General features: G+C 65.6%; 13 protein-coding genes. 8 read left to right on the plus strand and 5 right to left on the minus strand.

What is annotated here, in order from left to right:
• Nucleotides 1–4 precede the first annotated feature (4 nt).
• The gene (locus FA85_RS10775) at nucleotides 5–706 is read right to left on the minus strand and encodes a pirin family protein (RefSeq protein WP_036116793.1); all 702 of its coding nucleotides are present in this window, start codon (nucleotides 704–706) and stop codon (nucleotides 5–7) included.
• A 196-nt stretch (nucleotides 707–902) separates the two neighbouring features.
• Between FA85_RS10775 and FA85_RS10780 the strand changes: the two genes are divergently transcribed.
• Entirely contained in the window at nucleotides 903–1910 is a 1008-nt protein-coding gene (locus FA85_RS10780; RefSeq protein ID WP_036116791.1) for an LLM class flavin-dependent oxidoreductase, read from the plus strand.
• Nucleotides 1911–1917: 7 nt separating this feature from the next.
• On the plus strand, nucleotides 1918–2337 hold the full coding sequence (locus FA85_RS10785) for a putative toxin-antitoxin system toxin component, PIN family (protein ID WP_036116790.1): 420 nt from the start codon (nucleotides 1918–1920) through the stop codon (nucleotides 2335–2337).
• A gap of 32 nt (nucleotides 2338–2369) precedes the next feature.
• Here the strand turns inward: FA85_RS10785 and FA85_RS10790 are convergent, their stop codons facing one another.
• Together FA85_RS10790 and FA85_RS10795 are read right to left on the minus strand one after the other, a co-directional pair.
• Nucleotides 2370–3017, minus strand: coding sequence for a DUF6348 family protein (locus FA85_RS10790; RefSeq protein ID WP_036116788.1), 648 nt, complete (start codon nucleotides 3015–3017; stop codon nucleotides 2370–2372).
• Nucleotides 3018–3044: 27 nt separating this feature from the next.
• On the minus strand, nucleotides 3045–3875 hold the full coding sequence (locus FA85_RS10795) for a DUF72 domain-containing protein (RefSeq protein ID WP_036116786.1): 831 nt from the start codon (nucleotides 3873–3875) through the stop codon (nucleotides 3045–3047).
• A gap of 78 nt (nucleotides 3876–3953) precedes the next feature.
• Between FA85_RS10795 and FA85_RS10800 the strand changes: the two genes are divergently transcribed.
• From FA85_RS10800 to bla, 3 genes are all read left to right on the plus strand, one after another.
• Nucleotides 3954–4574, plus strand: a complete 621-nt coding sequence (locus FA85_RS10800; protein WP_036116785.1) for a response regulator — start codon at nucleotides 3954–3956, stop codon at nucleotides 4572–4574.
• Between the two features lie 96 nt (nucleotides 4575–4670).
• The gene (locus FA85_RS10805; protein ID WP_036116784.1) at nucleotides 4671–5759 is read left to right on the plus strand and encodes a PepSY-associated TM helix domain-containing protein; all 1089 of its coding nucleotides are present in this window, start codon (nucleotides 4671–4673) and stop codon (nucleotides 5757–5759) included.
• Between the two features lie 106 nt (nucleotides 5760–5865).
• The gene (gene bla, locus FA85_RS10810; RefSeq protein ID WP_036116783.1) at nucleotides 5866–6663 is read left to right on the plus strand and encodes a subclass B3 metallo-beta-lactamase; all 798 of its coding nucleotides are present in this window, start codon (nucleotides 5866–5868) and stop codon (nucleotides 6661–6663) included.
• A 34-nt stretch (nucleotides 6664–6697) separates the two neighbouring features.
• Here the strand turns inward: bla and yihG are convergent, their stop codons facing one another.
• Nucleotides 6698–7594, minus strand: coding sequence for a 1-acylglycerol-3-phosphate O-acyltransferase, YihG family (gene yihG, locus FA85_RS10815; RefSeq protein WP_036116782.1), 897 nt, complete (start codon nucleotides 7592–7594; stop codon nucleotides 6698–6700).
• Between the two features lie 47 nt (nucleotides 7595–7641).
• Nucleotides 7642–10203 carry a DNA ligase D gene (gene ligD, locus FA85_RS10820; protein ID WP_036116781.1) on the minus strand — a complete coding sequence of 854 codons (2562 nt, stop codon included), beginning with the start codon at nucleotides 10201–10203 and terminating at the stop codon, nucleotides 7642–7644.
• A gap of 210 nt (nucleotides 10204–10413) precedes the next feature.
• On the opposite strand from ligD, the gene FA85_RS10825 reads away from it, so the two are divergent.
• The 3 genes from FA85_RS10825 (at nucleotide 10414) to FA85_RS10835 (ending at nucleotide 14048) form a co-directional block, all read left to right on the plus strand.
• On the plus strand, nucleotides 10414–11298 hold the full coding sequence (locus FA85_RS10825; protein WP_428977062.1) for a fimbrial protein: 885 nt from the start codon (nucleotides 10414–10416) through the stop codon (nucleotides 11296–11298).
• 90 nt (nucleotides 11299–11388) lie between these two features.
• On the plus strand, nucleotides 11389–13077 hold the full coding sequence (locus tag FA85_RS10830; RefSeq protein ID WP_036116777.1) for a copper resistance system multicopper oxidase: 1689 nt from the start codon (nucleotides 11389–11391) through the stop codon (nucleotides 13075–13077).
• Nucleotides 13074–14048 (plus strand): copper resistance protein B, encoded by a 975-nt coding sequence (locus FA85_RS10835; RefSeq protein ID WP_197056522.1) that lies wholly within the window; start codon nucleotides 13074–13076, stop codon nucleotides 14046–14048. The genes FA85_RS10830 and FA85_RS10835 overlap by 4 nt, the downstream gene beginning before the upstream one ends.
• Nucleotides 14049–14050 lie beyond the last annotated feature (2 nt).

Consider the following 14050-nt stretch of genomic DNA (forward strand, 5'->3'; position numbering starts at 1 on the left):
CGACTCAGGCCGCGGTATCCACCAGGACCAGTTCCGCATCGGTCGTCGCGGTGATGCTCAGGCGGGTCTCGTCGCGGATCGCGGCGCCATCGCCCTTGTTCAGCGCCTGGCCGTTGATCTGGACGCTACCGGCCGCCGGCACCATATACGCGTAGCGACCTTCGCCCAGCGCGTATTCCACCGTCTCGCCCGCCTTGACGCTGGCGCCCAGCACGCGGGCGTCGGTGCGGATCGGCAAGGCGTCGCCGTCGCCGGCCATGCCGCTGGCCAGGGTGACGAACTGGCCCGAGCGCTCGCCCTTCGGGAACGGACGGGTACCCCACGACGGCGCCTTGCGCTCGCCGTCCGGGATGATCCAGATCTGGAAGATCCGGGTGGCGTCCGGTTCGGCGTTGTACTCGGCGTGACGGATGCCTGTGCCGGCGCTCATGACCTGCACGTCGCCGGCTTCGGTACGGCCCTTGTTGCCCAGGCTGTCTTCATGGGTGATCGCGCCTTCACGCACATAGGTGATGATCTCCATGTCCGAATGCGGGTGCGCCGGAAAACCGGTGCCTGCGGCGATGGTGTCGTCGTTCCAGACGCGGAGCGCGCCCCAGCCCATACGTTTCTGATCGTGGTACGACGCAAACGAGAAGTGGTGCTTCGCGTCGAGCCAACCGTGGTTGGCGCCGCCGAGGCTGGCGAAGCTGCGGACGTCGATCATGTCGTGCTCCCCCGGGATTACCGGACTGGATGAGTGAATGGGTGTATTTTCCTCTTCCGCACGCGTTGCGGCGCATCGTTCACCGGAACGGATCGTTTCCCGGACGACCTCTTGAGGGTTGCAATCCGGGCCCCCGCGGCCCATCTGGAACGCATGGGCGGTCCGTCCGCCTCCCCACTTTCTGAGGTGTTCGCGGATGATTCCGTTTTCGGTGCTCGACCTGTCCCCCGTTGCCCGTGGCTCCAACCCGGGCGAATCGCTGCGCAACTCGCGCGATCTCGCCCGCCACGCGGAGTCACTGGGTTTCCACCGATACTGGCTGGCCGAGCATCACAACATGACCGGCATCGCCAGCGCGGCCACCTCGGTCGTGATCGGCTATATCGCGGAAGGGACGAGCACGATTCGCGTAGGCTCGGGCGGCGTCATGCTGCCCAACCATGCGCCGCTGGTGATCGCCGAGCAGTTCGGTACGCTGGCCTCGCTATACCCGGGTCGTATCGACCTCGGTCTGGGTCGCGCACCGGGCACCGATCAGGGCACGGCCCGTGCGCTGCGTCGCTCCATGGGGCCCAGCGACGACCGTTTCCCGGACGACGTGCAGGAACTGCAGATGTTCCTGGGCCCGCAGCTGCCTGGTCAGACGGTGCGTGCCGTGCCGGGCATGGATACCAACGTGCCGATCTGGTTGCTGGGTTCCAGCCTGTTCAGCGCGCAGCTCGCCGCGCACCTCGGCCTGCCCTTTGCCTTCGCCTCGCATTTCGCGCCCGACATGATGATGAAGGCGCTCGAGGTCTACCGGCACATGTTCCGTCCGTCCGCCGTGCTCGATAAGCCCTACGCGATGCTCGGCATCAACGTGGTCGCGGCCGACACGGATGAGGAAGCACGCAAGCTGTTCACCTCGCAACAGCAGGCGTTCTGGAATCTGCGTCGTGGCGCACCGGGTCTGTTGCCGCCGCCGGTGAATTCGATGGAGGGCGTGTGGACGCCGATGGAAAAGGCGCAGGTCGACCATGCGCTGTCGTGTGCCGTGGTCGGTTCGCCCGACAGCGTCCGCGACGGGCTCGAGGCGTTCATCGCGCGCACCGGTGCCGACGAGCTGATTATCACCGCCCAGATCTTCGATCACGAAGCACGCAAGCGCTCGTACAGCATCGTGTCCGCGCAGCACGCGGTGCTGGCCGCTCGCGCCGCGGCCTGAGGCTCACGTGCGCGTCGTCCTGGACACCAACGTCTGCCTCGACGCGTTCGTCTTCGGCGATCCGCGTGCCGCGACGCTGCTTGCGGCGATCGAGTCAGGCGACGTCGAGGCGGTGACGCGCGCGGATTGCCGCAACGAATGGCTGGCGGTGCTGGACTATCGGGCGTTGAAGCTGGAACAGGCGCGACGCATGGCGGCCGAGATGTTCTTCGATCGCCTCGTCGCGGTGTTGCCCACGGAAGTGCCCGCTGTGAAACCGCCCCGCTGCCGCGACCCGGACGACCAGAAGTTTCTCGAGCTGGCGATGGCATCCGGCGCCGCGGTGCTGTTCTCCCGCGACGCCGAGGTGTTGAAGCTCGGCAAGCGTACCGCGCGCGAAGGCTGGTTCCAGATCATGAAGCCCGAAGACTGGCAACGCACCCCGTAGGAGCGCGCCCCGCGCGCGAAAGCCCGTCTACCTCAGTCCACCGGCACCAGCGCGATAAAATTCCGCAAACTGTAATAAGCCTCATGCCTCGGCCATTCCACGGACGCGATCGCCTTGTGCCCCGCCGTCCATGGCTCGTTGTCGAGCAACACCTCGACCTGCGACTTACCGTCGCCCACGTTGCCGTAAAACACGCGAATCCAGTGCACGTCGTTCGTCAGCGGCGCGGTGGCGATCGCCGCCTCGAGAGCCGACAACCCGTCCTCCGGAATCTCCACTGGCGCATCCTGCTCACCACGCAGCGTGAAATCGCCGACGTAAACGGTAAACCGATGCGCGCCGGCGGTCAGCTCATGCACGGCCAGCTTACGCTTGTCGACCAGGTGCCAGCACGCGGCCAGCACGACGTAGAAATCGTTACGCGCGAAGCTGTCCAGCGCATCGCGGCAACCCGCTTTGCCCGTGCCGATGCCACCGAAGCTCTCTTCGATCGTGCGCTCTTCGTCCAGGACGATGTCGATGTCCAGGCGGCCCATGCCGCCATCCTTGCCTTCATGCCAGATGCCGCGCAGCGCGGGAAAGTCGTCGCCCTCGGTCAGCAGCCAGTCTTCGTCCGGCTCGAGGCCTACCTCGTGTTCGGCGAAAAGGTCGATCAGGTGGTTCTGGATAAGACGGTCCATGGTTCGTCCGTTCGGGGAATGGGGTAATTATGCGTCGTCGGCGAGCTTGCCGAGCGCGACAGCGGCTGCCGGATTGCGTTCCTTGGCGGCGGAAATGAAGAAGACGAAGGCATCGCGCGGCTGGCCGGACGCCTGCGGCTCGACGACATGCGGCAGGTCAGCCGGGTCGTCGCCTGCCGTCCACGCCGCCGCGTGGGCAGCCCATGCCTTCAGTTCCTTCGCAGGATAGCCGTGCTTCTCCCTGGCCCGGCTGCGCATGAGCCGCGCGTAGACGAAGGGGCCGGTCAGATCCGCGAATGAGGGGTGATCGGGAGAATCGGTGAACACAGTGGCGACGCCACGGTCCCGGGCCAGCGTCAGCCAGCGCTCGTCCATGAAGCTCTCGTGGCGCACCTCGACAGCGTGGCGTAATGCCACGCCCTCATGACGATCCGGCAGCACGTCGAGGAAGCCGGCGATATCGTCGGGATCGAACTTGCGCGTGGGCAGGAACTGCCATAGCACGGCTCCCAGCCGGTCACCCAGGCCGATGGCGCCATCGAGAAACCGCCCGATCCGCTCGCCCGTCGAGGCGAGGGCGCGACTCTGCACGATATGCCGCGGCGCTTTCACCGAAAACACGAAATCGTCCGGCGTTTCCGCAGCCCAGCGTCGATACGTGTCGATATCGGGCGATCGGTAGTAGGTACCGTTGATCTCGATGGCCGACACCTGCCTGCTGGCGTATTCGAGCTCCCGCTTCTGGACCAGCCCCTCCGGATAGAACGGCCCGCGCCAGGGCGCGAACGTCCAACCGCCCATGCCCGTATACAGGCGGCCCGGGGCCTTTTTCGTCGGTTTGGAACGTTTCGTCGCCATCGGGCGATGCTCGCAAGGCCATGGTGGAGAGCACGTCTTTACATGCGCCGGCGCATACGCTTCGGCGATACTGGGACGATGACACCCATCCGAATCATGACCGTCGACGATCATCCGCTCCTCCGTGAGGGGATCGCGGCCGTGATCGAAGGCCAGCACGGGCTCACCCTGGTGGCCGAGGCGGGTAGTGGTGAAGAAGCCATCGAACGCTACCGGGCGTATCGCCCGGACCTTACCCTCATGGACCTGCAGATGCCCGGTATCGGCGGCATCGCGGCGATCGAGGCGATCCGCGCCGAGTTCCCCGACGCCCGCATCCTGGTACTGACGACCTACCGCGGCGACGTGCAGGCACTGCGTGCGTTTCGCGCGGGTGCGCAGGGTTACCTGCTGAAGAGCGAGCTGCGCAAAGAGATGCTGACCACCATCCATCAGATCATGGACGGCAAGCGACGCGTGCCGGAAGAGATCGCCCAGGAAATGGCCGGTCATGCCGGGGACGATGAGCTCACGCCGCGCGAAACCCAGGTCATTACCCACGTGGCCCGCGGCGAGGCCAACCGCGATGTGGCCGCCTCACTCGGCATCGCCGAGGAAACGGTCAAGGCGCACATGAAGAGCATCCTGGCGAAGCTGCAGGCCAACGACCGCACCCATGCCGTCGCCATCGCGCTTCGGCGCGGCATCATCGAACTCTGAGGCGTCAGCCCGGGGACTATCCTTCGATGAATTTGATCTGAGAATCATTCGCACTTACGATGGCCGCTTTTCCGCACGCCCGGTGGCCCTCTCGTTATGACCGCTCGCCCGCGCCGCTTTCGTGCCTGGCTGAAAACGCTGCACCTCTGGCTCGGGCTCACGCTGGGCCTGTTGCTGGCGCTGGTGACTCTGTCCGGCAGCGTGCTGCTCTTCGAGGAGCCGCTGTTCGTCGGCAGCCATCCCGCGCTCGCCGACCGGCCCCTGCCCGACCTGGCCAGTCAGGGGCATGGGCTTTCGGCCATCCTCGCTTCACCCGCGGGCAAGGGCATGCGCGGCGTCTCGCTGCCCGACGCCGAACTTCCCGTGTGGGAAGCCCAGGAACGCGGCGGTAATCGCGCGTACTACGACGCAGGCACGGGCGAGCTGCTGCTGAAGCGCAAGCTCGCTGGCGATCCCCTGCTGATGCTGCTCGACTGGCACACGCACCTGCTCACGGGCGAGGTCGGTGAAACCGTGCTGGGCGTGGTCGCCTTCACGGGCCTTTTCATGCTTTTCTCCGGAGTGTGGCTGTACTGGCCGGGCCGCCAGCGCGCGATCAGGCATCTGCAGCCGCACACGAATCCGCCCACCCTTCGCTGGGCAAGCTTCCACCGTGCGGTGGGTGTCATCGCCCTGCCCCTGCTCATCGTGATGATCGGTACCGGCACCACGATGGCTTACCGCGGCGCCGTGCGTAACGGTCTCGCCGCCGCCTTCAGCGAGCCGGCGCGCCCGAAACCACCGAAGGTCGCCCCGGCCTCCGTAAGCATCGACTGGGCCCGCGTGCTCGTGGCGGCGCAGGCCGCCGCGCCGGATGCCGTGATCACCCGCCTGATCCTGCCGTCGAAGGAAAGCGGTACCGTGGTGGCCCGTATCCGCCGTCCCGGGGAATGGAATCGCGCCGGCCGCAGCTCGCTGTGGATCGACCCTGCCACGGCGACCGTGCTGGGCGGCGACGATGCGACGAAGCTGGGGCCAGGCGGCCGCCTGGCCAACGCGTTGTTCCCGATCCATTCCGCCGCCGTGGGTGGCTTGCTCTGGCGCGTCGTTGCCTGTTTCACCGGCCTGCTGCCGATGTTTCTGCTGGTGACGGGGTTTCTGTTCTGGCGGGCACGTCAGCGAAGGCCTAAAGCCAGGGACCGGTAAGCCGCGGCACCGCGCATTCCGTGCCATCGCCGCGACAGAATCCCGCCCCTCCACGGTCCCGCGCGGCGCCCTATCCTGCGGATCTCCAGTCCCAGGGAATCACACCATGCGCCGCACCCTGTCCGCCCTCGCCGCCTGTATCGCCCTGCCCGCCTCCGCGGCCATGAACCCGGCGTGGACCGAGCCGGTCGCGCCGCATGTCATCTATGGCAACACGTACTTCGTCGGCACCAGGGGACTGTCCTCGATCCTGATCACCTCACCGCAGGGCCATGTGCTGATCGATGCGACGCTGCCGGAGAACGCGACGCTGGTTGAAGCCAATATCCGCAAGCTCGGCTTCCGCATCGAGGACATCAAGCTGATCCTCAACTCGCACGCGCATGCCGATCACGCGGGCGGTATCGCCAGGCTGGCGCGCGATACCGGCGCACCGGTGCGAGCCACGGCGGCGGCCGCCAGGGAACTTGCTCTTGGCGGCAACGACGTGGACGATCCGCAGCATGGGGAAGCACCCTTGTATCCCGCGGTAGAAGCGAAGGGAGACATCGTGGAAGGCAGCGTCGTCCGCGTTGGCTCACTCACGCTGACGGCGCACCTCACGCCGGGACACACGCCGGGAGGCACGGCGTGGACATGGCAATCGTGCGAGGGCGCGGCCTGCAAGCAGATCGTGTTCGCGGATAGTCTCGGCGCCTTCGCCGCGGACGGCTATCGCTTTGCGGATCATCCCGCGTATGTCACGGCTTACCGGCTATCCATCCAGCGCCTCGGGGCGTTACAACCGTGCGATGTGCTGCTCGCGCCGCACCCGGAACAGGCCGAAGGCAAGACCTGCGCCACCTACGCCGATGCAGGCAGGCGGAAACTGGAAGAGCGCCTGGCGAAAGAGACGGCTCACTGACGCTGCATCTCCGTCGCCACTTGCCGCAGGGCCGTTACACCTGCCGCGTCAGCATCGATGCGATGCGCGCGTCTTTCTCCGCCCAGAGCTCGTTGACCCATGTCTGAAAGCGCTCGCGGAACACGGCATCGCCTTCGTAATCGCCGCGCATGGCGGACGGGATGGGGATGCGACGGATGTGGATACGAATCTCGCGGATGCGTCCCGCGATCATGTCCATCATCGAGGTCGGACCATCGGGGTAAACGATGGTCACATCGAGAATCTGCCGTATCGCATCGCCCATCGCGTCGATGACGAACGCGACGCCACCCGCCTTGGGACGCAGCAGATGCTTGTACGGCGAACCCTGCGCGTCGTGCTTCGCCGGCGTGAATCGCGTGCCTTCGGTGAAGTTCATGATCGCGACCGGCAGGTGACGGAACTTTTCGCACGCGCGACGCGTCGCCTCGCGATCCTTGCCGCGCAGCTCCGGCCTGGCCTCGAGTTCCTGGCGTGAATGACGCTTCATGAAGGGGAAATCGAGCGCCCACCAGGCGGGTCCGAGCAGCGGCACCCAGATCAGCTGGCTCTTCAGGAAGAAGCGCATGAACGGAATGCGGCGGTTGAACACTTTCTGCAGCGCCGGAATATCGACCCAGCTCTGGTGATTGCACACGACCAGATAATTCTCACGTGGACTGAGGTCCTGGTCGCCCTCGACCAGCCAGCGCGTGCGAGTGAATACGCCGAACATCCAGCCATTGAAGCCAAGCCAGCTCTCGGCGATCCACACCAGCATTCTCGAAACGCCCCGGCGCAGGACCTGCAAGGGCAGGATCAGGCGCACCAGCGTCAGCAGGAACAACGGCGTCACATGCAGCACCGTGTTGGCGAGCAGCAGCACGCAGGCGAGGGGTATGCGCAGGAAGGCGGGAAGCGAGGCGAGCATGAAGGGCCGGCTTGGTGGAGATGGCGCAGTTTACAGGGTCGGCGCGCTCATTGACCCGCCAGCTTGCGGGTGACCGAATCCAGGCTCTGTTTCACGCTGTCGATTCCCTCCCAGGGGTCTTTCTTCAGTCGGGCCAGCCGCTTAGGTGTGGACCGGATGTCGAACGCCGCGCCTGAACGCACCTTGCCAAGCTCCTCCCAGCGCAGCGGTACCGCCACGGGGGCGCCGGTCCGCGACCGTAGCGAGTACGACGCCACGGCGGTGGCGCCGCGCCCGTTGCGCAGATAATCGACATAGATCCGGCCTTGCCGGAATCGCTTGGTCGCGGTGGCGACGAACTCCAGCGGATGCAGCGCGGCGAGCGCTTCGGCAAACCCGCGTGCGAAAGCCTTCACTTCCTTCCACGGCACGCCGGGATTCAGCGGAACAACGACGTGAAGGCCCTTGCCTCCTGTGGTGCGAACGAACGACACCAGTCCGAGGTCGGCAAGGAAACCGCGCGTCATCCGTGCCGCGGCCACGACGCGCGACCACGCGACGTCGTCACCCGGGTCAAGGTCGAACACGACGCGATCCGCCACATCGGGACTGTCGACGTGCGAGCCCCAGGGGTGAAACTCCACGGCGCCGAACTGCAGCAGTTCCATGACGCCCGTCTCGTCACGTGGATACAGATAGACCGCCTGCGCACCCGTCTCCTCCTTGAGCTTCGCCTGACCCGTATGTTCGAGGCCGGCCACCATGTGCTTCTGAAAGAAACACGGTGAATCGATGCCGCCGGGACAGCGGATGGTCGAGGTCGGGCGGTCATGGATGCCGGGCAGCAGCCATGGCATGACGTGCTTGTAGTAGTCGACGACGTCCTGCTTGCTGATCTTGTCAGCGGGAAAGACGAGACGGTCCGGATGGGTGATGGTAATCGTCCTGGCGGGAGCGGGTTTCGACGCCGCCTTCTTCCCGGTTCGCTTCGTCGTCTTGTCGGCACTGCGTTTTTCCGACGACGCGCGATCGCTGTCGCCCAGATCCTCGACGGACTTGTCGACGCGCAGGGCCTTGAGGCTAGGCTGACGCAGAAGTGTCTTGTTGCCGATGCCGCGGAAATAGACTTCGGCGACGACAGCGGGCTGGACCCATAACGCGCCACGCAGCATCGGGTCGATGTTCTCGATGCGCACCCCGGGTTTTTTCGTGCCGCCTCTGGCCAGCGTGTCGCCGAGGTCGCGCAGCATCGCATCGGTAAAACCCGTGCCCACGCGCCCTGCGTAGGTCCAGCTTCCTTTTCCGTTCGGTCGCGCGAGAAGCAACGATCCGAACGCAAGTCGCGAGCCCTTGGCCGGCGTGTATCCGACGACGGCGAACTCGTCGCTCTCCAGCCGTTTGATCTTCTGCCAGTCGTCGCCGCGCCCGCCGTGGTAACCCCCGTCGACACGTTTGGCGATGATGCCTTCGAGCTTCTGCTCCATCGCCATGGCGAAGACATCGTCGCCATGGCCCACGGTATGCGAGCTGAAACCAAGGTGGGCGGGTGCATGAGCGAGCAGGCGCTGAAGGAGTGCCTTACGCTCGATCAACGGCACGCGACTCAGGTCGTGTCCCTGAATAAAGGGGAGGTCGAACAGCATGTAGACCAGCGGCGCCTGCGCCTCACCGGACAGCGTGCGCTGCAGCGCGTTGAAGTCACTGCGGCCTTCGCCATCCAGTGCGATGAGTTCGCCATCGAGGCGCGCGCTGTCCAGGCCGAGCGCTTCCAGCGCCTGCACGATCTCGGGCAGGCGCTCGTTCCATGGCAACCCGTTACGCGACCACAGCCTTGCCTTCCCCTTGAGCAGTGTCGCAACGATGCGATAGCCGTCCCACTTGACCTCGTGCAGCCACGCGTCGCCCTGCGGTGGCACCTCGCGCAGACGCGCAAGCTGAGGAGCGAAGAAGTCGCCGGACGCCTTTGCCTTGCGTGAGCCGTCGAGCGCCACCGCCGCCGTCGTCAGCACGGCCGTGGACACCTTGCGGACCTTCGGGACGACCTTGTCGCGAGCCGTGGACCGGGCGGCCGCACTGCGCTTCGCCGGGGTCTTCGCGGCACGACGCGTGCTTTCGCGCATCGTCGCATCGAGCAGGTCGTCGGCTTCGACATCGCCGGCATACGCGTCCTCGGCCTTGATCAGGAACCATGCGGGCTGGCGTTCCTTCCTGCCGCTGCGTACCAGGTGCCACGTTCCCTTGAGCCGTTCGCCGAACAACTCGAACACCAGATGTCCCTTGTGCAGCTGAGCCTCGGCGTCGCCACGGGTTGCCCATACGCCGCGGTCGAAAAGATCGACATGACCCTTGCCATACCCTTCGGCGATATCGCCTTCGAAGTCCGCGTAAGACACCGGGTGATCCTCCACCTCCACGGCGAGGCGCTTCACCTTCGGGTCATAACTCGGGCCCTCGGGCACGGCCCAGCTGCGCAGCGTATCGCCTACCTGCAGACGAAAATCGAAGTGACGACGTGAAGCATGGTGCAGCTGGACGACGAAGATGGCACGTCCGGCGCGAGCGGAGCCTTCGGGAGCCGGCTCGCGCGTACGTCCGAAGTTTCGCTTGCGCTTGTACTCGTGCAGGCTCATCCCGCGATCATTGATGAGGTGCGGTGAATGCGCCGTGGAGCGGGCAGGGCGCCGACATCCCATTTTCAGAATCGCCGTATGGGGTCCGGTCGGTCTGACAGGCAGAGTGGCCGGGCCCATTCCCGAGCGAGTCCCCTCATGTGCTCCTGCCCCTGCCGCGCCTCCTTTCTCGCCGTCGTCATGGCCGTCGCCGCGTCCACCATACCTGGGATGGCATCGGCAGGTTGCATAACGCATCCATCGCAGGGTGTCGGTCAGGCCCTTTCCTTCGGGACGGTATCCGTGCCGGCCGGGACCGCGCGCGGTACGGTGCTCGCGGAGAAGAGCACAGCCGCGTGGAACGCACCCCAGTTCAAATGCATCAAGCCGACGCGTACGGGCAGCCTGGCCTTGTTCGGCTCACCCAGTGCCCTGGGCGACAACATCTATGAAACCAACGTGCCCGGTGTCGGCATCCGGGTCTATTTCTTCAACAGCAGCTACGGTGAGCGTGTCCTTCCGGAGCGCGAATTCATCCCCTGGACCTTCAAGGGTCAGCTGTCGAACGCTCACTTCCGCGTGCAGCTGATCAAGACGGGCGAGGTCACCACGGGCGGTAACCTGTCTACCGGGACGCTGGCACGTGCCGGATACGACGACCAGTCTCAGGTCTGGGTCGATCTTATGGACGCGCGTATCGAGCCGCAACGACCGACCTGCGCCTTTGCCTCCAGGCACCTCGTCTTCGCACTCGGCAATGTCGACGCACGCGATCTCAAGCTGGCGGGCAGCAGTCACTGGGCGACGCAGTCGCTTGTCGTTACAGGATGCACGAACGCCACGCAGATGCTGATGAGTTTTACCGGCACGCCCGACGCCAACGAGGCGTCGCTGTTCAAGCTGAGCGGCTCGGGGGCGGCGACAGGCGTCGCCATCGAGCTACGCAGCGACGACCCCGACGCCCAGGCCCTCCCCAATAACCCGACTCCGCTCGTCCTGCCTGTCCGCACGGAAGGGCAGCAGCTGGGGTTTCGGGCGCGGTACCGGACGACGGGGGCGGACATCGCTCCCGGTGTCGCCAATGCTCACATCACCGTCAATGTGGCTTATCGCTGAGGTCGAAACCGCCAGGAGCCACGTCCAGAGTTGTCGATCAGGTCGTGCCATCGCTAGGCTGCGGTTTCGACCGCCAAAAAGCCCACCGACATGCGCCGTTCCGACGTCCCTTCGATCCTTCTGCCGCGCCGCCGGTTTGTGCAGGGGCTGACTACGGCGGGCGTCGGTCTCGGGTTGGGATTGATCCGGCCAGCCTGGGCCACGGAGCCGATGTCGCCGGCGTCGTTATTGGCCGGCAACGCCATGGACCTGGAGATTCGCGAAGCTTCCGCGGACTTCACGGGCCGGGCGCGCCGTGCGGTAACGGTCAACGGCGGCGTTCCGGGTCCCACCTTGCGCTGGAAGGAAGGCGAGACCGTCAGCCTGCACGTGCAAAACCATCTCGACAGGACGTCATCGATCCACTGGCACGGTTTGATCGTGCCCGCCCATCAGGACGGCGTGCCTGGCATCAGTTTCGACGGCATCCCGGCAGGATCCAGCTTCACCTATCGCTTTCCGGTCCGGCAGTCGGGTACGTACTGGTACCACGCGCACAGTCGATTTCAGGAACAAAGCGGCCTCTATGGCGCGATCGTCATCGAGCCGAAAGAGGGTGAGCGTCACGTCGCCGATCGGGACTATGTTCTCCTGATCAGCGACTGGACCGACGAAGATCCCGAACGCGTCTATGCAAAGCTGCGGACCCGAAGCGACGTCTACAACTACGGACAGCCGACGCTATCCGATTTCCTCCGGGATGCACGCGCCAAAGGCCTGGGCGAGGCCGCGTCGATGCGCAGCATGTGGAATCGCATGCGCATGAATATGAGCGACCTTGCCGACGTATCCGGCGCGACCTACACGTACCTGGTGAATGGAGCGACTCCGGCGGCCAACTGGACAGGTCTGTTCCGGCCCGGCGAGCGCGTGCGCCTACGGCTCATCAACGGTTCGTCCAATTCGATTTTCGACCTGCGTATTCCCGGGCTGCGCCTGCGTGTGATCGCAGCCGATGGTCAGGACGTCGAGCCCGTGCTCGTGGATGAATTGCGACTCTCGGCGGCCGAGACCTATGACGTTATCGTGGAGCCGGGCGACGATCGCGCCTACACGATCTTCGCTCAGTCCATCGATCGCTCAGGCTACGCGCGCGCCACGCTTGCGCCGCGAGAAGGTATGGCGGCCGCCGTACCGCCGCTCGATCCGCGCCCACGGCTGGCCATGCGCGACATGATGGGTTCGATGGGGGATGACGCCGCCGATGACAGCGGCATGGTCATGGCTCACCACGCGCGTTCCGAGTATGGAGCCGGCGTGGACATGCGCGTGGACATGCCGCGCACCAACCTGGACGACCCGGGCGTCGGCCTGCGCGATCGTGCGCATCGCGTCCTGACCTATGCGGACCTGCATACCCTCGGCGGCGCGCTCGATACGCGCGAGCCCTCGCGTACGATCGAACTTCACCTTACCGGCAACATGGGACGCTTCATGTGGTCGTTCGATGGCCTGAAATATTCCGAGGCGAAGCCGGTGCATTTCCGCTCGGGCGAGCGTCTTCGCGTGACGCTGGTCAACGACACCATGATGAATCACCCCATTCATCTGCATGGCATGTGGAGCGAGATCGAATCTCCCGACGGCGCGTTTCAGGTACGCAAACACACCGTCAACATCCAGCCCGCGCAGCAGGTGAGTTATGCGGTGACGGCGGACAACCCCGGACGCTGGGCGTTTCACTGTCACATGCTCTATCACATGGAAGCGGGCATGTTCCGCGAAGTGGTGGTGTCATGACGTGGCGTGCCGCGCTGGTGGCGCTGGCGATGATGCCGGGTATCGTCGCGGCCCAGTCCATGAAAGACATGCAGGGCATGGATCAGTCGACGATGCATGACGATCCGCCGCCGGCCGCGTCCGCACCCGCGGCATCGCCTGCGGACCAGCATGACTCGCCGGACCACGCCGGTCACGACATGAGCGGCATGGCGGGCATGGGCCACACGAGCAATAACGCGGGGATGGAAATGGGCCCCATGCAGGGCGGCAAGGCGCCGGCCGATGCGCGCAGTGGCGACTGGTCCGACGGCGTGGCCCCGATGTCGGCGCACGATATGCGCATGATGGACATGGACGACACGTCATCCACGGGCATGTTGCTGATCGACAACCTCGAGGCTTATGCGGGGCAGGGTGGTCACGGGCAATCGTGGGAGGCGGAGGGCTGGTACGGCAACGATCGCGACAAGCTCTGGGTTCGGAGCGAGGGCGATCGAAGCGACGGCCGTCCGCAGGACGGTGATGTGGAAGTGCTCTGGAGCCACGCCGTCGCGACGTTCTGGGATACGCAGCTTGGCGTGCGGCGTGACATCGGCGCCGGCCCGAAACGGAACTGGGCGGCGTTCGGTGTGCAGGGCCTCGCGCCGTACTGGTTCGAGGTCGAGGCCACCGCGTACGCGGGCCAGGGCGGGCGTACGGCTGCACGGGTTCGCGTGGAGTACGAGCTGCTGCTTACGCAGCGGCTGATCCTCCAGCCGGAAATCGAGCTCAACGCTTACGGCAAGAACGACATCGCCCGTGGCATTCGATCCGGCATCTCCAGCGTCGACGGCGGCCTGCGTCTGCGCTATGAAATCCGCCGGTCCGTCGCCCCGTATGTGGGTGTCGCCTGGGAGCACCTGACCGGCGGCACGGCGGATCTGGCCTCGGGCCGCGGTCAACGCATCACCGACCGCCGCTGGGTGGCCGGCGTTCGTCTCTGGTTCTAGGC

This window comes from Luteibacter mycovicinus (genome assembly GCF_000745235.1).
In the GTDB taxonomy this organism is placed as follows: Bacteria; Pseudomonadota; Gammaproteobacteria; order Xanthomonadales; family Rhodanobacteraceae; genus Luteibacter; species Luteibacter mycovicinus.

Excerpts from the sequence above, each read along its gene's own strand:
- FA85_RS10775 (WP_036116793.1), bottom strand. The coding sequence starts at position 706 with ATGATCGACGTCCGCAGCTTCGCCAGCCTCGGCGGCGCCAACCACGGT.
- FA85_RS10780 (WP_036116791.1), top strand. The coding sequence starts at position 903 with ATGATTCCGTTTTCGGTGCTCGACCTGTCCCCCGTTGCCCGTGGCTCC.
- FA85_RS10790 (WP_036116788.1), bottom strand. The coding sequence starts at position 3,017 with ATGGACCGTCTTATCCAGAACCACCTGATCGACCTTTTCGCCGAACAC.
- FA85_RS10795 (WP_036116786.1), bottom strand. The coding sequence starts at position 3,875 with ATGGCGACGAAACGTTCCAAACCGACGAAAAAGGCCCCGGGCCGCCTG.
- FA85_RS10800 (WP_036116785.1), top strand. The coding sequence starts at position 3,954 with ATGACACCCATCCGAATCATGACCGTCGACGATCATCCGCTCCTCCGT.
- FA85_RS10805 (WP_036116784.1), top strand. The coding sequence starts at position 4,671 with ATGACCGCTCGCCCGCGCCGCTTTCGTGCCTGGCTGAAAACGCTGCAC.
- bla (WP_036116783.1), top strand. The coding sequence starts at position 5,866 with ATGCGCCGCACCCTGTCCGCCCTCGCCGCCTGTATCGCCCTGCCCGCC.
- yihG (WP_036116782.1), bottom strand. The coding sequence starts at position 7,594 with ATGCTCGCCTCGCTTCCCGCCTTCCTGCGCATACCCCTCGCCTGCGTG.
- ligD (WP_036116781.1), bottom strand. The coding sequence starts at position 10,203 with ATGAGCCTGCACGAGTACAAGCGCAAGCGAAACTTCGGACGTACGCGC.
- FA85_RS10825 (WP_428977062.1), top strand. The coding sequence starts at position 10,414 with ATGGCATCGGCAGGTTGCATAACGCATCCATCGCAGGGTGTCGGTCAG.
- FA85_RS10830 (WP_036116777.1), top strand. The coding sequence starts at position 11,389 with ATGCGCCGTTCCGACGTCCCTTCGATCCTTCTGCCGCGCCGCCGGTTT.
- FA85_RS10835 (WP_197056522.1), top strand. The coding sequence starts at position 13,074 with ATGACGTGGCGTGCCGCGCTGGTGGCGCTGGCGATGATGCCGGGTATC.